This is a genomic window from Rhizobium sp. 21-4511-3d (genome assembly GCF_053522545.1).
Map to the genome: position 1 here is coordinate 338,041 of NZ_JBNWCF010000002.1, position 19,860 is coordinate 357,900.

The 19,860-nt window shown below is 61.5% G+C and carries 18 protein-coding genes and 1 riboswitch; of the genes, 6 read left to right on the forward strand and 12 right to left on the reverse strand.

The annotated features are described in order from the left end of the window. Positions 1–2 precede the first annotated feature (2 nt). Together cobW and cobU are read right to left on the reverse strand one after the other, a co-directional pair. On the reverse strand, positions 3–1,052 hold the full coding sequence (cobW, locus tag ACQZ5H_RS07505) for a cobalamin biosynthesis protein CobW (protein ID WP_449097211.1): 1,050 nt from the start codon (positions 1,050–1,052) through the stop codon (positions 3–5). A gap of 4 nt (positions 1,053–1,056) precedes the next feature. After that, complete coding sequence (gene cobU, locus ACQZ5H_RS07510; RefSeq protein WP_449097212.1) at positions 1,057–1,569, reverse strand: bifunctional adenosylcobinamide kinase/adenosylcobinamide-phosphate guanylyltransferase; 513 nt, start codon at positions 1,567–1,569, stop codon at positions 1,057–1,059. 290 nt (positions 1,570–1,859) lie between these two features. After that, positions 1,860–2,252, reverse strand: a riboswitch (cobalamin riboswitch). 222 nt (positions 2,253–2,474) lie between these two features. Between cobU and ACQZ5H_RS07515 the strand changes: the two genes are divergently transcribed. Then, the gene (locus tag ACQZ5H_RS07515; RefSeq protein WP_199629103.1) at positions 2,475–4,265 is read left to right on the forward strand and encodes a chloride channel protein; all 1,791 of its coding nucleotides are present in this window, start codon (positions 2,475–2,477) and stop codon (positions 4,263–4,265) included. On the opposite strand, the gene ACQZ5H_RS07520 is transcribed toward ACQZ5H_RS07515, so the two are convergent. Continuing rightward, complete coding sequence (locus tag ACQZ5H_RS07520) at positions 4,262–5,716, reverse strand: cobyric acid synthase (protein WP_449097213.1); 1,455 nt, start codon at positions 5,714–5,716, stop codon at positions 4,262–4,264. The genes ACQZ5H_RS07515 and ACQZ5H_RS07520 overlap by 4 nt on opposite strands. 450 nt (positions 5,717–6,166) lie before the next feature. Between ACQZ5H_RS07520 and ACQZ5H_RS07525 the strand changes: the two genes are divergently transcribed. Next, positions 6,167–7,165 (forward strand): glycine betaine ABC transporter substrate-binding protein, encoded by a 999-nt coding sequence (locus ACQZ5H_RS07525; RefSeq protein WP_449097214.1) that lies wholly within the window; start codon positions 6,167–6,169, stop codon positions 7,163–7,165. A gap of 98 nt (positions 7,166–7,263) precedes the next feature. Further along, positions 7,264–7,614, forward strand: coding sequence for a hypothetical protein (locus ACQZ5H_RS07530; protein WP_112715237.1), 351 nt, complete (start codon positions 7,264–7,266; stop codon positions 7,612–7,614). A 3-nt stretch (positions 7,615–7,617) separates the two neighbouring features. Here ACQZ5H_RS07530 and ACQZ5H_RS07535 read toward each other — a convergent pair whose 3' ends face one another. After that, positions 7,618–7,773, reverse strand: coding sequence for an entericidin domain-containing protein (locus ACQZ5H_RS07535; RefSeq protein ID WP_112715239.1), 156 nt, complete (start codon positions 7,771–7,773; stop codon positions 7,618–7,620). Positions 7,774–7,870: 97 nt separating this feature from the next. Beyond that, entirely contained in the window at positions 7,871–8,812 is a 942-nt protein-coding gene (locus tag ACQZ5H_RS07540; protein ID WP_199629106.1) for a LysR family transcriptional regulator, read from the reverse strand. 70 nt (positions 8,813–8,882) lie between these two features. Between ACQZ5H_RS07540 and ACQZ5H_RS07545 the strand changes: the two genes are divergently transcribed. The 3 genes from ACQZ5H_RS07545 to ACQZ5H_RS07555 all read left to right on the forward strand — a co-directional run bounded on the left by ACQZ5H_RS07545 (position 8,883) and on the right by ACQZ5H_RS07555 (position 10,675). Beyond that, positions 8,883–9,104: a hypothetical protein gene (locus ACQZ5H_RS07545; protein WP_148194699.1), complete on the forward strand. Its 222-nt coding sequence runs from the start codon at positions 8,883–8,885 to the stop codon at positions 9,102–9,104. A 63-nt stretch (positions 9,105–9,167) separates the two neighbouring features. After that, positions 9,168–9,362, forward strand: coding sequence for a hypothetical protein (locus ACQZ5H_RS07550; RefSeq protein ID WP_449097215.1), 195 nt, complete (start codon positions 9,168–9,170; stop codon positions 9,360–9,362). Positions 9,363–9,655: 293 nt separating this feature from the next. After that, on the forward strand, positions 9,656–10,675 hold the full coding sequence (locus ACQZ5H_RS07555) for a GlxA family transcriptional regulator (RefSeq protein WP_112715247.1): 1,020 nt from the start codon (positions 9,656–9,658) through the stop codon (positions 10,673–10,675). Between the two features lie 31 nt (positions 10,676–10,706). Here ACQZ5H_RS07555 and ACQZ5H_RS07560 read toward each other — a convergent pair whose 3' ends face one another. From ACQZ5H_RS07560 to ACQZ5H_RS07590, 7 genes are all read right to left on the reverse strand, one after another. Continuing rightward, a complete protein-coding gene (locus ACQZ5H_RS07560) occupies positions 10,707–12,038 on the reverse strand; it encodes a diguanylate cyclase (protein ID WP_449097216.1) in 1,332 nt (443 codons plus the stop codon). A gap of 209 nt (positions 12,039–12,247) precedes the next feature. After that, positions 12,248–13,078, reverse strand: coding sequence for a response regulator (locus ACQZ5H_RS07565; protein ID WP_112715251.1), 831 nt, complete (start codon positions 13,076–13,078; stop codon positions 12,248–12,250). A gap of 214 nt (positions 13,079–13,292) precedes the next feature. After that, the gene (locus ACQZ5H_RS07570; protein WP_112715253.1) at positions 13,293–13,556 is read right to left on the reverse strand and encodes a hypothetical protein; all 264 of its coding nucleotides are present in this window, start codon (positions 13,554–13,556) and stop codon (positions 13,293–13,295) included. Between the two features lie 122 nt (positions 13,557–13,678). Beyond that, positions 13,679–16,258, reverse strand: a complete 2,580-nt coding sequence (locus tag ACQZ5H_RS07575) for a mechanosensitive ion channel family protein (RefSeq protein ID WP_207225132.1) — start codon at positions 16,256–16,258, stop codon at positions 13,679–13,681. Between the two features lie 128 nt (positions 16,259–16,386). Continuing rightward, positions 16,387–16,938 carry a DUF924 family protein gene (locus ACQZ5H_RS07580; RefSeq protein WP_112715255.1) on the reverse strand — a complete coding sequence of 184 codons (552 nt, stop codon included), beginning with the start codon at positions 16,936–16,938 and terminating at the stop codon, positions 16,387–16,389. Between the two features lie 29 nt (positions 16,939–16,967). Continuing rightward, the gene (locus ACQZ5H_RS07585) at positions 16,968–18,023 is read right to left on the reverse strand and encodes a sensor histidine kinase (RefSeq protein WP_112715257.1); all 1,056 of its coding nucleotides are present in this window, start codon (positions 18,021–18,023) and stop codon (positions 16,968–16,970) included. A gap of 275 nt (positions 18,024–18,298) precedes the next feature. Beyond that, positions 18,299–19,747 carry a DHA2 family efflux MFS transporter permease subunit gene (locus tag ACQZ5H_RS07590; protein WP_449097217.1) on the reverse strand — a complete coding sequence of 483 codons (1,449 nt, stop codon included), beginning with the start codon at positions 19,745–19,747 and terminating at the stop codon, positions 18,299–18,301. Positions 19,748–19,860: the final 113 nt, after the last annotated feature.

The window sequence follows — 19,860 nt, forward strand, 5'->3', positions numbered from 1 at the left end:
GATCAGACCAGCGCCTCGATCGCCTTGCGCACGGCAGCTTCGTCCATATCGTGCAGGCCGATGACGACGAGGCGCGTGCCGCGGGTTTCGCCCGGTGCCCAGGCACGGTCGAAATACTGGTCGATGCGGCTGCCGACAGCCTGGATCTGCAGGCGCATCGGCTTGCCGGCGACATCGGCAAAGCCCTTCAGGCGCAGCACGTCATGCTGTGCGATCACGCCCTTCAGCTTCTCGATGAAACCGGCGGCATCGGCAAGCGTGCCGAGCTCGACGACGAAGCTGTCGAACTCGTCGTGGTCATGCGGCGTGCCGTCTTCGTGCTCCAGCTCGTGATGGGACTTGCGGTTGGCGACATCCTCTTCCGTGCCGATGCCGAGGCCGAGCAGAACGCTTGCCGGGACATCGCCGTTCTTTGCCTCGATCAGCGCAGGTTTGCGTGAAATACGCGACGCCACTTCGTCGCGGACGCGGATAATACCAGCGGCATCGAGCAGATCGGTCTTGTTGAGAACGATCAGATCGGCGCAGGTCAGCTGATCCTCGAACAGTTCCTCGATCGGGCTTTCGTGATCGAGGGATTCGTCTTCGACGCGGCGCGCCTCGACGGCATCGTGGTCATCGGCAAAACGCCCGGCAGCGACGGCGGCGCTATCGACAACGGTGATGACGCCATCGACGGTGACTTCGCTGCGGATATCCGGCCAGTTGAAGGCGGCGACCAGCGGCTGCGGCAGCGCCAGACCCGAGGTCTCGATGACGATATGGTCGGGGCGCTGGTCGCGCTCCAGGAGCTTGGTCATCGTCGGAATGAAATCGTCGGCGACGGTGCAGCAGATGCAGCCGTTGGTAAGCTCGATGATGTCGTCCTCGGTGCAGTTTTCAGCGCCGCAGCCCTTCAGCACATCGCCATCGACGCCGAGATCGCCGAATTCGTTGATGATTAGCGCGATCTTCTTGCCCCCGGTATTGGAAAGCAGGTTGCGGATCATCGTCGTCTTGCCGGCCCCGAGGAAGCCGGTGATCACGGTTGCGGGGATCTTCTGCTGGTTCATTCGTTCAACCCTTCATCCTCAGCGGCAGACCTGCCGCGATAAAATACACGTCCGCGGACGAGGCCGCGATCATCTGGTGCAGCCGCCCGGCATGGTCGCGAAAATCCCGCGCCATCCGGTTTTCGGGAACGATCCCGAGGCCGACTTCATTGGAAACAAGAACAAGCCGCGCCTTCGCCTTCGGCAGCCAGGCCGCGAGCGCGGCACTCTCGGCGGCGATATCGCGCTCGTCCATCATCAGATTGGTGACCCACAGCGTCAGGCAATCGACCAGGATCGCCCGCCCCTCGCCGTCGACTGCCGCAAGGCGTTCGGCAAGCTGCAGCGGCTCCTCATGCGTCTGCCACAACGGCCCGCGATCGGCCCGATGCTGGTCGATCCGCGCCCGCATCTCCTCGTCCCATGCCCGCCCCGTCGCCACATAGTGACGTTCGAGACCAGTATCGGTGATGAGATTTTCAGCGAAGCGGGATTTGCCGGACCGGGCGCCGCCGAGGATGAAAGTCACATTGCTCATGCGAAGGCCGCCGTCTCTGCGCGGCTATCCCATACGCCTCCCTCATTCCTGTGCTTGTCACAGGAATCCAGCGTACCCAAGTCCTTGGGCACAGAAGACTCTTTTCCGTGGCTTGTTTTATTTACCGCGCAGACGCGCCGTGGCTGGATTCCTGTGACACCCCGTGGGCGCGGCCCTAGGGCCACAGGATTGAGGGAAACCCTCTGAGGCACCGCACGTCGCGGCATAAAAATTCTCGTTTCAGCCATGACAACCTCCGTGCTGGCAGCGGGCGGGAATGCCCAAGGGCTCTTCGCCCGGCACAGATGGCAGGTCTCCTGGCTCGCGGTTGTCGGCCCCGACAGGGACGGCCGAAAGGCCATCCCTGATCGTGCCAGCGGATCTTCCTCGCCTTCCCGGCTGCATTCTCGTGAAAAGGCGGACGATTCGTAGAGTTAGAGGCGTCCTGCCCCGGCTGATCACGATGCATTTCCAGTGGCTTTTCCGGTGTCCGTCAGCCATTGCCCTGCTGCGGAATGCAGCGATCAGGCAGTGGTGCCGGTGCACCGGATGGAAGACCCTGACCGCTCTACAGTCGCGGGGTCGGCTGTGATGAAGGCGCCCGGTTTGGGTCCGCCCCGTCACATTCCCTTTTCATCCCGGGCAGCAACCGCCGCCCCGGAACCATCCGTAATTGAAAGCATCGTTAGGCGTGCGGCCATACGAAGTCAATCGATGCCAGGACGATCCAAACAGCCCGCGCTTAACCCGACTGAGTCTACCAAACAGATAGTCTATTAAATTCATTGACTTAAGTCGAAATTTCGCTTGCGGCCGCCTCTCTTTTGCTGCAATTGCTCGCGAAATCATGCGGCGCAAAAAGCGTGCTTCCTTGATCCTGCATTCCATCGCCTAGTTCTCTCACCATGCTCACGAAAACCGACATCGGCCGCCTGGCGCGGCGCCATCTCAAATTCGATATGGCGCGGCTGCGCGCGCTGGCGCGCCAGAATGAAATGGGCATGGTTTTCGCGGGCGGCGCTGTCGGCATCATCGCCGGTTGCGCGGTGACCGGCATGAGCCTGATCTCGCGCGAAATGCACAGCCTGATCTTTGGCATCAGCGATGTCGACCGCCTGAGCTCGTCGGAAATCGACAACAAGCTGCTCCTGCTCTTGGCGCCGATCTGCGGCGGCCTGCTTCTCGGCCTGCTGCTGTTCATCCTCAGCAGAACGCGCAAGAAGCCGATGGTCGACCCGATCGAGGCCAATGCGCTGCATGGCGGCCGCCTGTCGCTGACCGATAGCGTGATCGTCGCGATCCAGAACCTGATCTCCAACGGCTTCGGCGCCTCGGTCGGCCTCGAGGCCGGCTATACGCAGCTTGCGGCCGGTCTTGCCTCCAAGCTCGGCCTGAAGCTGCAGCTGCGCCGCGCCGATCTGCGCGTGCTGGTCGGCTGCGGCGCGGCCGGCGCCATCGCCGCCGCCTTCAACGCGCCGCTGACGGGCGCCTTCTACGCTTTCGAGCTGATCATCGGCACCTATACGATCGTCTCGCTGACCCCCGTCGTCGTTTCCGCCCTGCTCTCGACACTGATCGCCCGCCTGCTTGCCGGCAGCGACTTTACCATCGATGTCGGCCAATTTGGCAGCGTCGTTCCGGCCGACTATGTTCCGGCGATCCTGCTCGGCGGCTGCTGCGCGGGGGCCGGCATCCTGATCATGCAGGGCGTCTCCTTCATCGAGGAACTGGCGCGAAAGAGCTCGGTGCCGACCTATGCCCGCCCGGCGCTCGGCGGCATCGTCGTCGGCCTGCTGGCGATGATTTCGCCGCAAGTGCTCTCGGCAGGCCATGGCGCCCTGCATCTCAACCTGTCGCACCAGGTTGCGATCCCGGCGCTGATCGGCATTCTGCTGTTGAAATCCTTCGCCTCCGCCGTATCGATCGGCTCCGGCTTCAGAGGCGGCCTGTTCTTTGCCTCGCTGTTCATGGGCGCCCTGCTCGGCAAGCTCTTCGCCTATTCGGCGCCGTTCTTCGCACACGCGTCACTGACACCGGAGGTCTATGCCGTCGTCGGCATGAGTTCGCTCGCTGTCGCCATCATCGGCGGACCGTTGACGATGACCTTTCTGGCGCTCGAGATCACCGGCGACTTCCCGATCACCGCCCTGGTGCTCGCCGCCGTCATCACCTCCTCGCTCGTCGTGCGCACCACCTTCGGCTACTCCTTCGCCACATGGCGCTTCCATCTGCGTGGTGAAAGCATCCGCAGCGCCCATGATGTCGGCTGGATCCGCAACCTGACGGTCGGCAAGCTGATGCGCGCCGACGTCAAGACCGCCAATGTCGCAACCTCCGTCGAGGAGTTCAAGAAGACCTTCCCGGCCGGTTCGACGCAGCGCGTCATCCTCGTTGATGATACCGGCAAATATGCCGGCCTCGTGCTCGTCCCCGAAATCCATTCCAATCCGATCGATACGGATGACGAGGGCAAGGGCCTGGAGAGCTTCATCCGCTACAAGAACGACTTCCTGCAGCCGCAGATGAACGCCAAGCAGGCCGCGGCGATCTTCGACAAGACCGAGAGCGAAGCGCTTGCCGTGCTCAACAATCTGATCGAGCGAAAGGTCGTCGGCCAGCTCAGCGAAAGCCATACGCTGCGCCGTTATACGGAAGAACTGGACCGCCGCCGCCGCGAGGTTTCTGGCGAAATCTAGCCCAGCAGCCGCTGCAGCCAGTCGCGGTCGAGATGGCGCTCCAGCTCGTCCGCCACGTCATCCAGCGCCCTGTCGACGCTTTCGGCATAGCTCTTCCGTTCGCCTGCGAGACCGAAGCTTTCGAGCAGTCGCGCGCGGTAGGAGTCGCTCGAAAACAGCCCGTGCAGATAGGTGCCCATCACCCGGCCATCGGTGGAGATCGCACCGTCAGGCAAGCCGTCGATTTGGGCGGACGGGCGGTCGCAATCCGCGCCTTCCGTCACGCCCAGATGGATCTGATAGCCGGAAAGCGGCGTGCCATATTCGGCGGAGACAGCACGGCTGTTGCGCACGACCTTTTCCGGCGCCATTACCGTCTCGACGTCGAGAAGGTCAAGGCCTTCCGTTTCGGCTGCACTGCCTTCGATGCCGAGCGGATCGTGAACCTTCCGCCCAAGCATCTGGTAGCCGCCGCAAATGCCGATCACCCGCCCGCCACGCCGCATATGGGCCGCGAGATCGCGGTCCCAGCCGGCTGCGCGGAAATCCGCGAGATCGCTGATCGTCGACTTCGAGCCCGGCAGAACGACGAGAGCGGCATCATCAGGAAGACGGTCGCCGGCCTTGACGAAGACAAGCTCGACATCCTCTTCCGCGCGGAGCGGATCGAGATCATCGAAATTGGCAATCCGCGGCAGCACGGGTACGGCGACCTTCAGCGCCGCCGACTTCCCGCGCGCCAGCTTTTCGAGAACGACGGAATCTTCGGCCGGAAGGCCACCAGCCGCCTTCAGCCAAGGTACCACGCCGAAGCACGGCCAGCCCGTATAGCGCCCTATCGCAGCAATGCCGTCATCGAAGAGCGAGACGTCGCCGCGGAACTTGTTGATGATATAGCCGGAGATCATGCCGCGATCCCGCTCATCGAGGATCGCATGCGTTCCGACCAGCGAGGCGATGACGCCGCCGCGGTCGATATCGCCGACCAGCACGACCGGCACGCCCGCCCGCGTGGCAAAGCCCATATTGGCGATATCGCCCGGCCGCAGATTGATCTCTGCCGGAGATCCCGCGCCCTCGACGATGACGAGATCGGCGCCCCCGGAAACCGTCGCGAAGCTGGAGAGAACATACTCGAGCAGTTGCGGTTTCAAACGCTGGTAGTCGCGCCCTTTCGCCTGCCCCCAGACCTTGCCCTGCACGACGATCTGGCTGCCATTCTCCGATTGCGGCTTCAGCAGGATCGGGTTCATGTGAACGGAGGACGGCGTGCGTGCGGCGAGCGACTGCAGCCACTGCGCCCGGCCGATCTCGCCGCCGTCATCGGCGACGGCAGCATTGTTCGACATGTTCTGCGGCTTGAAGGGGCGAACGGCCAGCCCGCGATTGGCCGCCAGCCGGCAGAGCCCGGCGACGAGCACCGTCTTGCCGACATCCGATCCTGTTCCCTGAAGCATGATGGCTCTGGTCATGGATGACGCCTACAACGCGTTGCCGCGCGCGGTCAACGGCAGGTCCCAAAACGCGAAAACCGCGCCAGCCGGGAGCCGCGCGGTTTGCCGTAAAACTCTGGCGTATCGCCCATACACGGCGAAACTCGTGCTCTCCGGGACGCAGAACCTGATCCGGAGAACCGGCGGTTTGTCCCCCGCCGTGGTTACACTGATAGCGCGACATTCTTACCGGAGAGTTATTGAGCTCTTAAGCAAAGATGAATTTCGACCTTTTTTGAACTTTTATTGGCCGCGACGCGAAACGCACTCCTGCACTCACCTAACGGAAAGCCGCCCGAACCCGTAATATTAGCCGATACAAATCAAAGATTTAGCCCAGAAAAATTCAACCTGAGAAAGTTGATCTCAACCTTTTCGGCATTACCATCGGCAAAATAAAAAATCACAAGTGGAACAAAGGAAGCGCAGATGAAGGCCGCATTGAGAATGCTGTTCCTGTCAGCCATGGCCTGGGCCTGCGCTTCAGCTGCCGTAGCGGCAGGTTGCGGCGCGGTGACGATCGCCGAGATGAAGTGGGGGTCGGCTGCGATCGCTGCCAATTTCGACAAGATCATCCTGGAGGCCGGCTACGGCTGCAGCGTCGAGATCGTCCCCGGCGCTACCATGCCGACTTTCGCATCCATGGATGGCAAGGGCACGCCCGACGTCGCGCCCGAGCTTTGGGTCAAGGGCGTCGAGATCGAGCTCTCCAAGGCGATCGCCGCCGGGCGGCTGGTCGAGGGCGCCGAAATCCTCGCCGATGGCGCGGTCGAGGGCTGGTGGATCCCGAAATTCGTTGCCGATGCCAATCCCTCGATCAGGACGATCGAGGATGCGCTGGCAAGGCCCGATCTGTTCCCCGATGAGAACGACCCCGCAAAAGGCGCGGTCTTCAACTGCCCGACGGGTTGGAGCTGCAAGATCACCACGCAGAACCTGTTCAAGGCCTACTATGCCGAAGCCAAGGGCTTCAACCTGATCAGCGCCGATACGCCGAAAGACCTGGACGCCTCGATCGCCGATGCCTTCGAGCGCAAGCGCGGCTGGCTCGGCTACTACTGGGCACCGACCGCTCTCATCGGAAAATACGACATGATCCGCCTCGGCATGGGCGTTCCCTATAGCGAGATGGAGTGGAACACCTGCACGGCGGTCTCCGGCTGCGCCCGCCCGCGACGCAATGCATACCCGACCTCGCAGGGCGTCACCGTCACCACGAAGGCCTTTGCCGATCGCGCCGGCCCGGCAATGGACTACCTGCGCAAGCGCAGCTGGGATAACGGCACGATCAACGACGTCCTCGCCTGGCAGGACGAGAACAGCGAAAGCAGCCGGAACGCCGCCGTCTACTTCCTGGAGAACTATCCGGAACTCTGGACCACCTGGGTTCCCGAAGAGATCGCCGCACGGGTCAAGCGCGCGCTCTAAATCGCTGCAAGCTTCGCGAAGGCCAGAGCGGGCAAAAGGAAGAACCGATAACGACCGCGCCTCTGTTGCGCGCCAAAACGATTTTCTTGAGGTACCCGATGACCCCAGCCGCTTCCTTCCCCGATCGCGAAACCGTTGCCCAGAAGTTTGCCGGCGCCAGTGACGCCGACAAGTCCTATATCGAACTGCTGATGGAAAACGTCGCGCAGGACGACAATCTGGTCGACGGCCTGCACCGCTATCTCGATCTCTCCGCAGAGAGCCGCTTCCTGAATTCGCTGAAGCTTGAGACGACGGGCACATGGATCGGCACGGCTGCACCTGCCCGTCTTCAGATCCGGCTGATGGAGGCCGCCAAGTCGAGCCAGCATCCGGCCTATCAGGCCTTCCGCAATGGTCTCTCCCGCTCCGGCGGCCTCGAAAAGGCTTATCCGGCAGCCAAGATCTGATCGTTAATGGCGCGCCGCGCGGTCAACCGAGCGGCCGGCATCCTGCGTGGCGTTGACGGCGTTGGCCGTATCGCGGCCCATGCCGCGGATCGTGTTGCCGCAGGAAGACAGGGCGAGCAGAAGCAGGAAGGCAGCACCGATTTTGGCTGTCGTCGTCATTTTGGAAATCCTTTGCAAATATGACCTCTCCGAAGCGGCGGGCGCCGCTCCGGGCGATTAACGCGCCAAGGCCAAAAAGGTTCACGCCAATAATGGCTTAGGCGGCAGCAGCCTTGGCTTTTTCTGCAAAGGCATGACGGATGCTGTCGGCAACCGCCTGCATCGGACCGGAAAGCTGCGATGCCGTCAGCAGCCGGATTTCGAAGGAGCCGAGTTCCGGCAAACCTTCCTGAGCGCCGAGGATCACCATGTCTTCGCTGACATAGGAGCGCGGCAGCGGCGCGATCGCCAGATCGGACACCACGGCAGCGCGCTGCGCCATCGTGTGACCGCTGAGATAGGCGACGCGATAGGGCCGCTTGTTGCGCTCGAGCTGCGCCAACGCTTCCTGGCGCCAGATGCAGCCCTCTTCCCATATCGAGATCGGCAGCGGCTCCTTGCGATGCGCCGTGCCGCACTTGGCGCCGGCCCAGACGAGCTTTTCGCGATAGACGATCTCACCGCCGGTCGGGAAAGGCCTGGTCGCGAAATTGACGAGCGCCAGATCGAGGCGCTGCTCTTCCATCCGCTTCTTCAAGCCGATGCTCATGTCGATCGTCACATCGACCATGATGCCGGGATAGCTCTCCGCAAAACTCTTCAGAATGCTCGGCAGCAGCCGCTCGCCGATATCTTCAGGTGCGCCGAGACGGACGACGCCGCTGAGCTCCGGCATGATGAATCGCGACACGGCTTCATTGGAGAGCGCCAGGATGTTGCGCGCGTAGGTCAAGAGCAGCTCGCCATGCTGCGTCAGCGTCACCGAGCGCGCGTCGCGCATGAACAGTGTCGCGCCGAGCTGTTCCTCGAGCTTCTTGATCTGCATGGAAACGGCCGACGGCGTCCTGAACACCGCTTCGGCCGCAGTCGAAAAATTGCCGGTTTCCGCGATTGCCACGAAGGTGCGCAGAACGTCGTTATCGAGAAGCGGGATAGGCCTGCGAAAGGGCATCGTCATCGGCGCATCTTTCAATTTTTCTGAATTTAAACACCATATCATTTCGTTTGTTTGAAAGTCAATCGAACCTTATATTTTACTCATGGCTGAAACACGAACACAGGAGGCCATGATGACTGACACTGTACAGACCGCAATTGACGCCTTCTTCGCGCTCCGCTCGCGGCAGATCCAGCGCACCGCCTGGAACAACACGATGCGCCAGATGACGGCCCTGCCCCATCACCTGATCGCCGATGTCGATCCTTACGCAGCCGCCGCAGCCGAGCGTGAGCTGATGACGAAGAGCTTCAACAAAACTGATGGTATCCATAAAATCAATTCGTTTGATTGATGGATAGCAAGATCTAATATGTGGAACAGGCGCAACACGCCTGACGAACAAAGGACGAGGACAATGACCACCATCACCTATCGCGAGACCAAGAGCTCATCCGGCCTGCATTTCGACGTAGGCAGCCTTCTTCAGAAGGTTTCGCACTCCTGGCAGCAGTGGCAGGCAGCGCGTGAAATCGAATCCATGCCGTTCGACATCCGCAAGGACGTGGGTTACCCGTCGGCAGAAGCCGCGGACGAACGCAAGGTTATGTAATGAATGCGACATACCTCCCAGCGTGAGGGCGGCGTCCTGCCACTGGCAGCGCCGCCCTCATCGTTTCCGGGCGGCAAAATTTAATCTTGAATTTCAGAAGCATATATTTGAAAGCAGTTTCACCGAGCGACTTTTGACCCTCGCTTTGGGCAATTGACGGAAGCCCTTTCCGACAATGTCGCAAAATTGCTCTTACTAGCCGCATATTTCCATGCGAATGTCGCTTTTGGAACATCTAGGCGACGCATTTCAGGCAACCAATATGCATCGCCCTCCAGCATGGATTTTGCTCAATGAACAAGATGCTGACCAAGAAGCGCTCTCTCGTCTTCTTCATGGTTCCCCAGTTCACCATGCTGCCGTTCTCGGCGGCGATCGACACGCTGCGCATCGCCAACCGTATGCTCGGCTATCAGGCTTACACCTGGCGCCTCACCTCGGTTGACGGCAACAAGGTCTATTCTTCCTGCGGCATCGGCGTTGAGGCGAACTCCTCGCTCGCCGAAGAGCGCCGTCATCTCGGCGGCGAGAACCGCCCGAGCATGGTGCTCGTCTGTTCCGGCATCGATGTCGAGGACTTCAACAACAAGTCCGTCAACGCCTGGCTGCGCGAAAGCTATAACCGCGGCGTCGCCGTCGGCAGTCTCTGTACGGGCGCGCATCTGCTTGCTCAGGCAGGGCTCCTGAATGGCAAGCGTTGCGCGATCCACTGGGAAAACCTGCCGGGCTTCTCCGAAGCCTTCCCGCAGGCCGAGGTCTATGCCGACCTCTATGAAGTGGACAGCAATCTCTATACCTGCGCCGGCGGCACCGCCTCGCTCGACATGATGCTGAACCTCGTCGGCCAGGATTTCGGCGAGAGTCTCGTCAACCGCATCTGCGAGCAGCACCTGACCGACCGCGTCCGCAGCCCGCATGACCGCCAGCGCCTGCCGTTGCGCGCCCGCCTCGGCGTCCAGAACGCCAAGGTTCTCTCCATCATCGAGTTGATGGAAGGCAATCTCGCCGAGCCGCTGTCGCTGCTGGAGATCGCCGATGGCGCCGGCCTGTCGCGCCGCCAGATAGAGCGCCTGTTCCGCCAGGAAATGGGCCGTTCGCCTGCCCGCTACTATCTCGAAATCCGCCTCGACCGCGCCCGCCATCTCCTGGTGCAGTCGTCGATGCCTGTCGTCGAAGTGGCCGTCGCCTGTGGCTTCGTCTCCGCCTCGCACTTCTCCAAGTGTTATCGCGAACTCTACAACCGCTCGCCCCAGCAGGAGCGTGCCGAACGCAAGATGACCATGGCAACGGCGCGCCAGGCGCTGGCAGCCTGAAAATAGCGGGATTGGACATTCGGAGCGGCGCCTATTGCGCCGCTTCTTCCGTCATGCGGGCGTCCGAATAGACCATGTTCCGGCCCTTGTGCTTGGCCATGTAGAGGAACTGGTCGGCAGCATTCAGATAGTTTTCGAAGGTCTCATAGCCGGCAATTTCGGCAACGCCGATGGAGACCGTCACCGACAGCTCCTCGTCGTCGGCCGAAACCTTCAGACGCGACAGATCCGAGCGCACCTCGTCGCAGAGCTTCGTCGCAGCCTGCGAATCCATCATCGGGAAGAGGATGGCGAATTCCTCGCCGCCGAGGCGCGACAGAAGATTGTCGCTGCCCTCGAAGATCGTCGCCAGCCGCGCGGCCACCGCGATCAGCACCTTGTCGCCGATCTCGTGACCATAGGTGTCGTTCAGCCGCTTGAAATGGTCGATGTCGAGAATGGCGACCGAGCTCGCCGACTTCTGGCGCAGACATTCGTTCACGACCTTCGGGCCGTAATCGTAGAAATAGCGCCGGTTATAGAGACCTGTCAGATAATCGCAGGCGGCAGCAGCGCGCAGCTGCTTCATCTGCGTCAGCGTCTCGACATTGTTCGCGATACGGCACTGCAGCTCCTCGGCCACGAAGGGTCGGTAGACGAAATCGCTCGCCCCGGCCTTCAGGAAGCTCGCCGAGAGCATCCTGTCGTTGGACGAGGACACACCGATCACCCGGATCTTGTCGGAGCCGAAACGGTGACGGATGCGCCGCGTCAGCTCATAGCCACTCATGTCGGGCATGTGATGATCAGTCACCACCAGCTCGATATCGCTGTATGCCTCCAGCGCTGCCAACGCTTCGAGGCCGGAATTGGCTTCGACCACCATATATTGCTGCGCCGTCAGGAGATCGACCAGCACTTGACGCGCCGATGCGACGTCATCGACGACAAGCACCCGCGTCTTGCGATTGGTGATCGCCCGGCGGACGGTCGATACCAGATTGTCGAGCGCGAATTCATTGTCCTTGAGCACATAGTCGATGACATTGCGCTCCATGATCCGGTTGCGCGTCTCGAGGTCGAATGTCGCGGTAAAGACGATTGCCGGAATCTTGCGCTCGATCGCGCAGTCCAGCGCCTCGCCATAGGGCGCATCCGGCAGATTGAGATCGACAACGGCCATTGTGTAGCCGTGAGAATCCTGGGCCAGCGCCTCCTGCAGCGCCTTGAGCGAAGGACAGGCTTTGACGTTCAGGCCGAGCTCCGTCTGGAAGCGATGGCACAAAACCGCGGAAAACATGCGGGAATCTTCAACCAGCAGTATCTTATGGCCGCCGAAACGCGGCGCGGAACTGTCCCGATTGAAATCCGCCTGGAAAGCCATTCAGTCCCCTACTCCCCGTGCTGCAAGAGAGAGTCGAATCGACTCTTTCCACAACGGCTCGGACGATAGCGGACACACCCAATTGGGTGAAGAGCCAAGCGGGCTCTAAAATAACCTGAAATTGCAAAAATTCGACTTCTCTTAACAACGGAAGCAGGGCCCTCGTTCATCCGGGGGCCCTCCACAATCCGTCATGGAAGATCGTCGAACTATGCAACCGCTCGCTCTCGCTTCATCGTCTTGATCTGCAGCAAAGTATCGAGGTTCTGATTGACGCGGCAATAGAACTCCTCGTCGATGAACGGGCGCAGCATGAAATCGTTCCCGCCGGCCTTCAGGAAGCGGGCAGAAAGCAGCCGGTTCGAAGACGAGGAAACGCCGATGATGCGCAGTTCATGCGAGCCGATATTGGCGCGGATCCGGCGTGTCAGCTCGAAGCCGTCGATATCGGGCATGTTGTAATCGGTGACCATCAGGCCGATGTCACGATTGGCCTTGAGGATCTCGAGCGCCTTGGCGCCGCTTTCGGCCACGCTGACGCGGAAATTATAGCGCTTCAGACGGCTGGAGAGCAGTGCACGGGCCGTCGCGCTGTCGTCGACGATCAGCACGTGATGGCGCTTGTTGGTGAGGAAACGGCAGATCGATTCCGACAGGAGATCGACGGCGAAGACATTGTCCTTGAGGATATAGTCGACGATGTCCTTGGCCATCAGCTCGTCACGCAGGGTCTCGTTGAACGTGCCGGTGAAGACGATGGTCGGAATGCTGAGATCGACCAGATATTCCAGTGCCTCGCCCTTTTCGGCGCCCGGCAGGTTGATGTTGGAGATCGCCAGCGTGATCGGATCGGACGACTTGTCGTAGGCGAGCTGCAGCTCCTCGAAGTCACGGCATACTTCGACCGTGATGTCGAACAGCTCCTTCAGCCGCTTGCTGACCATCGACGTGAAGACGTTGGAATCCTCGGCAAGAATAATACGCGCACCCGCAAACATTTCGCCGGAATATTGCATTCCCGAAATACCTAAAAACGACATAGCAAACCTTTGAATGAAAATGTGCCCCTCGATGGGACAGATATATCAATTCATTTGAATAATTATTAATCGAACGCCCCGGAAAACCGCCCGGAAGTTCTTGCAGCGCCCGCCCGATACCTTCTTTTGCTTATGCTTAAAAGATTATGCGCAAGCGCCCGCAAGAGCTGAGCAGGCCGTCAGCGGCTACAACCCCGTTCCGGGCGCAAGCGCTTTACTTGATGACTGCCGAACCCTTGACGATCTCGATCGTCTCGCCGCCATCGAGGCCGATGCGATCGCCGTCAGGCGTCGTCATGAAACAGCCGGATGCGCAGAGGTTTTCGGAAGCGCCGCTATCGACGACGATCTCCACCTTGTTGCCGCCCTCGGTGATGACGAGGACGACCGCGGCTGGGTCCGTATTGGTGATGGTCGCCGCTGATGCGCCCCAGGCGGCGAAGAGGGAAAGAAGCAGTCCGGCGGCAAGTCTTGCCATTCGTAACGGCGCGTTGACGCGCCCTCCCCAGGAGCATATCGGCGCTGCTGCCCCCAGCAGCGAAAACCCGATTACCCGAACCTTATAGCCGGCCGCCCGTGAACGGCCGCTGAATAAGACCCCTAGCCCTTGAGCTTGCCATCGGCTGTCTTGCCGCGCAACTGGCGTACCTGGCCGCCTTCTTCCTTTGTCTCGTTATCCTTAGGATTTTCTTCCGGCTCGTCCTTCGCCTGGATGAGCGGCGGCGTCGCATTGTCGCGATGATAGGTGATGTCGCTCTGCGGCAGCGGGATCTCGATCCCCTCCTCGCGGAAGCGGCGAAGGATGGCTATGCGCAGCCCGTTGCGTACCTTCAAGCCGTCGCCCATATCGGCCAGCATGAAGCGCAGTTCGAAATCCAGCGAATAGGTGCCGAAGCGCAGGAACTCGACATGCGGCTCGGGATTGCGCAGCACCTGCGGCACGGCGTTTACGAGCTCGAGCAGGATATCCATCACCTTCTGCGGATCGGCATCGTAGCTGACGGAGACCGGAATTTCCGAACGGCCGACCTTGTTGCGATGCGTCCAGTTGCCGACGGCAGCGTTGATCAGCTCCGAGTTCGGCACGATGATCGACTGCTTGCGGAAGGTCTCGATCTCGGTCGCGCGCACCGAGATGCGGGTGACGATACCTTCGGCCGTTCCCGATACAACGTGGTCGCCGACCTTGAAGGGACGCTCGACCAGCAGGATCAGACCGGAGACGAAATTCGAAACGATATTCTGCAGGCCAAAACCGATACCGACCGACAGGGCCGAGGCGACGAGCGCGAAGCTCGACAGGTCGATACCAGCTGCCGAAACACCGATGATGGCGGCAACGCCGACGCCGAGATAGCCGATACCTGTCTTGACCGAGTTGCGCACGCCGAGATCGACATGGCTGCGCGCCATGACATTGCCGTCGAGCCAGCGCTGGATCCAGCGCGTGACGAGATAGCCGCCGGCAAAGAGCAGAATGCCGGTGAAGATGCCGACCAGCGAGATGCTGATGCCGCCGAGACGAACCTCGGTGAACAGCCGGTAGGCGATCTGCTGCAGATCCTGGATGTGGAAGCCCCAGAGCAGCAGCACCAGCGGAATGCCGGTCATAAGCGCCACGGCATAGATCGCCAGACCAACGGCAAGCCCCGCCTGGTCGACTGCAACAGGACCAAGCTTGAAACGCTGCATCAGGAAGCGGCCGATGAAAGTCTCACCAAAGGTCTCGGTCTTCGAGATCGCCTTGCCAGACAAGAGACCGATATAGGTGGTGACGACGATGGCGCCGGTGATGATCAGCTGCGTGGCGACGAAACGCGCCAGACCGACATAGCCCGTCAGCGCCGTGATGATCAGGCCGGCACCGAGCACCCTAAGGATGATCGCCATGCCGCGCGGCCAGCGGCGGCCGGGCGCATCCGGATCGCCGCTGCGGGCCAGCATCGGGCGGCCGAAGGAGGCGGCAATCAGGATCAGGCCGATAATCATCGACGCAATCAGGCTGCGGACTACCGTCAGAACCAGCGGCGATCCCATCGCCTCGCCGATGCTGCCGAAGAAATAATCGAGCGCATTGACGATCGCCATTGCCAGCAGGCAGGCGCCGATCGACTGCGCCCCGCGATTGGAGAGGCGCACCAGGCGCCAGTGCGGCTCACCCGGCGCAAAGACGGCATTGGTGAAGCGCCGCACGAAATAGATAAGCCCGATCGCCGCAAACAGCGCGGCAACGACAGGCGCGATGTCGGGCCGCAGCACATTGAAACTATCGAGGAAGAAATAGGAGGTGACGAGCAGCACGACGAGCGACGAGGTGCGGATGACGGTCGCCCAGAAGGCGATCGACAGGCGGCTGATATAGCTCGGCTGCTCGATGCTGTCGTCGCGCCTCAGATACCGGCCGAAAATCCGGTAGCCGCCGGAAAGCAGGATGAGCGCGGTCGCCAGCGACAGGAACAGCGCCGTAAACATCGGCAGGCTCTTGAACTTCCAGACGAAGACCAGCCAGCTTGTCAGCGCGTCATTGAACTTCCCGACTTCGACCAGGAACGAACTCCCGGCATCGTCGAGCACCGACATCGAAACGTCGGTCCGGCGCAGCAGCGTTGCGGCAAACAGCCGGCGGCGGGTCTCGGCGACCTGATTGGTCAGCTTGTTGATCGCCATCGAGAGGTTCTCGGCATCGCCGGTCACCGCGTTGATCTGTGACCGCTCGGCCGTCAGCGCATTGCGCTCGTTGGTCACGATCTCGGCTTCCGGCGGCTGCCCGTCCTTCGGCGGCTCGCCGATCTCGGCCAGGCGGTTCTTGATCTGATCGAAACGCGGGCGAAGACCGACGGATGTCGCGATCACACCGCGGCCGAGTTCGTCCACCTGACCGGCAAGCGTCACCAGCGCGTCGTCATCGCCGGCATTGGTCTTGGCGCTTTCCTGATAGGCGGCAAGCTTCTTCTTGGCGCCCTCGATATCCTTCAGAGCCTGTTCGAGCCCGCTATTGGCAAGCGGAGCGTCAGCCTGCGGCGCAGCGGCTGCGGGAGCCGCGGCGGCTGGGGCAGGAGCGGCTGCAGGCGGGGCTGCCGGTGCTGGCGCCGGTTGCGCGGCGGGTGCCGGTGCGGCCGGCTGGGCGACCTGCGCCATCGGCACACCGGCGGATTGTGCCAGCGTCGCAATCGTCAGCATCACCAGAACGAGGCTTCGGAGCAGGAAATGAATGGGCCGCAAAATATCCCCGCAGGATTCTATCAATCAATGAGGCCGCTTCTTATCGCAAAGAAAGGCGACAGAAAGGCGGATGTGAAAATGCCCGGTCAGAAGCCGGAGCCGGGCTGCGCGAGATAGGCGAGCTCCGCCTCGCTCGAACTGCGCCCGACGATCGCATTGCGATGCGGAAAGCGTCCGTATTTGACGATCACCTCGCGGTGACGCCGCGCGTAATCGGCATATTCGGCATCACCCAGCTCTTCGAACAGCGCCACCGAGCGATCCTGCTCGGCGAGCACTTCTGAATGCTCGAATGGCATGTAGAAAAAGCAGCGATGCGCCGCCGCAATCGCCTTGTCCGCCCCCGCCTCGATCGCGAGCTTCGCCTCCCGCAGCGCCAGCGGATCGGTCGCGAAGGCAAGCGGCGTGGCGCGGTAGATATTGCGGGGAAACTGGTCGAGGACGATGATCGCGGCCAGACGCTGCTCGGGCGTCGCCCGCCACGTCTCGACGCCGCCGCCGGCAAGCGTCAGATGCGTGTCGCGAAACCGCGCCATGATCTGCTCGTCCAGCGCCAGCGACGACCGGAACCACATGTCACGGCCACATTCTTCCAGCCAGAAGCGCAGCACCTCGTCAGGCGTACAGATTTTAGCCAAGCGTCCCTCCCCGGCGCTTCGTCAGCCGCTCAGCCGATCGAGAAGACAAGCGTTGCCCGCGTGCCGCGATGTTCCCTGTCGTAGCCGAGCTCGGATTTCAGGCTAGCGGCCATCGCGGTCAGGATTTTCGTGCCGAGGCCCGTGCCCTTTGCCGGACCGGCATGATCGAAACCGGCACCATCATCCTCGACAATGACGCGCAGGAGATCGTCGGTCTGGTCGATGATGACGCGAACCTCGCCCTCGATGCCGTCGCCATAGGCGTATTTGAAGGCATTGGTGACGAGCTCGCTGACGATAAGGCCGAGCGTGATGACCTTGTCGGTCGCCAGATTGACCGGCTTTGCCGCCAGCACCACCCGGTGCGGCCGCTTGTCGTCGCGCATCGACGCCTCGAGCTCGGTCAGCAGGCTGCCGAGATATTCGTCGATCTGCACGGTGCCGACCTGGCGATTGGTATAGAGGCGGCGGTGCACGCTGGCGATCGCATTGATGCGCATCTGCGTTTCCTGCAATGCGTCGATCGCCACCTGGTCCGTCGTCATCGACGACTGCATGCGGATCAGCGCGCCGACGAGGCCGAGGCTGTTGGCAATGCGATGATTGACTTCGGCGAGCAGCATTTCGGCATGGTCACGCTGCTGGCGGATCACTTCCTGCGCCTGCGCTGTCTCGCGGCGGAAGCGTGCCCGCTCCAGCCCCTGTTCGAGGGCGGCGGCCAGAAGATCGAAATAGTCGTGCGAGATGCCCTTCAAAACGTAATCGTCAGCCCCCGCCTTCAGGGCGGCGACGGCAACGCTCGTATCACCGGACGCGGTGGCGTAGATGACGGGCGGATGATCCGGCAGTTCCATCAGCTTCGGCAGGATGTCGAGCCCGGTTTCGGCCTTGAGGAAGTGATCGAGGATGACCGCATCGATGCCGCCTTCGGCAACACGCTTCAGCCCCGTCGCGCCGTCTTCCGCCCATTCGACGGTAAAACCCCGCCGGGACAGATTGCGACGCATCAGCATTGCGAGCGCATCGTCGTCATCGATGTAGAGGATGCGGATCGTCTTGCCCGCATCGACCGTGTCGTCACCCATTCCGCCTCCGGACTCTGCCTCGCAGCAACGTGGCTGCCTGGCGGCCGAATCGTCTGCTCTGGATTGTCGTATTGTATCGGTCATCGTGCGTAAACAGCAGCAAATCCGCCCCGTCCCCGGAAATATATCGACCGTCGAATTTCAAACGACACCATCTGCAATGTACCTTCACCTTGCGGTAGTATCCGCCAAGGCGCGATTAAGAATGAAAAGACACAAGAGGACGCACTAACCCGCGCGATAAACGCCGGTAAGTCCAAATGGTTCCATCGCAATCAGACTTTTTTTGAGTATCGCCGGTGCTTCGAAACCTCGGCACCCGCCTCCGGCGGAAGCTTGGCAAACCGCAGGCAGGACACGATGCCGATCAGCCCGACGGTCAGAAACGCCCAGCGAAAATCCGAAAGCTCCGGCTGGGGCGCTGCGCGGAAGGCAGCCGAAATGTTGAGCGCAGCCGCTGCGACAGCAACACCCAGCAGCAGCGATACCTGCTGCAGCATGCTCGACAGCGTCGAGGCGGAGCTGCGCTGCGCCGAATTGATATCGGCAAAGGCCAGCGTATTGAGCGCCGTGAATTCCATCGAGCGCGACAGACCGGCGATGAACAGCATGGCATAGATCAGCACCTGCGGCGTGCTCTCGGTGAAAAAGCCGCAGACGATGATCGAGCCCGCCGCGATCAGGCCGTTGAACACCAGCACGTTGCGGAAGCCGAAGATCGCCAGCAGCGGCGTCGTCACCGTCTTCATCCCGAGATTGCCGAGGAAGTAGACGAGCAGGTAGGCGCCCGCCGCAATCGAGCTCATCCCGAACCCGAGCTGGAAGAGCAGCGGCAGCAGAAACGGCGTCGCATTGATCGCCACGCGGCAGGCTGTTCCGGCATAGAGCGTCGAGAGCGCGAAGGTCTGCACCTTGAAGGCCGAGAGATCGAGCAGCGGGTTTTGCGCAACGAAGAAGTGGCGCGTCGCGAGGTAGGAAAACAGCACGCCGCCGGCGAACATCGCGGCGACGGGCAGCATCCCGCCATGCCATTTGACCGAAATCTCCAGCGCCGTCAGCAGCAGCGTCAACCCGAGCGCGCTGAGGATGAAGCCGAGGATATCGAGCCTGCCTGTTTCCTCTTCCTTCTGCTCCGGCACGAAGCGCATCACCAGGAACAGACCAATCAGGCCGATCGGAATGTTGATCAGGAAGTTCCAGTGCCAGCTCGCATAGGTGGTGATGAACCCGCCGAGCACAGGGCCGACGACGGGTGCCGTCAGCGCCGGCCAGGTGATCAGCGCGATCGCCTGGACCAGTTCGGATTTCCGCGCGTTCTTCAGCACGATGATCCGCCCGACCGGCGTCATCAGCGCGCTGCCTGCGCCCTGGATGGCGCGGGCGATGATGAACTGCGTCAGGCTGCCGGAAAGGCCGCAAAGCAGCGAGGCGCCGGTAAAGACGGCGATCGAAATCAGGAAGATACGCCGGGCGCCGAAGCGGTCGCCGAGCCATCCAGACAGCGGAATGAAGGCGGAGCCGGTCAGCATGTAGACGGTGATGCCGATGCTCATAGACACCGGCTGCACCCCGAAGCTTGCCGCCATCTGCGGCAGCGACGTGGCGACGATCGTGCCGTCGAGGATCTGCATGAAGAAGGAAACGGCAACCACCAGCGCGACGATCTTCGCCTGGCGGGCGCTTGCCGCGTCGTCGATCTTGTCTGTCATGTCAGCCGGGGTCATCGAGAAGCCAATGCGATTGCGATTCCGTGGCGCCGGCGGCGGATGGCCCGGGGCGGACCGGCCGGCAAAAAGGGGATGACCGTGCATACGCCCCTTATCCGGCTTCGGAAAGG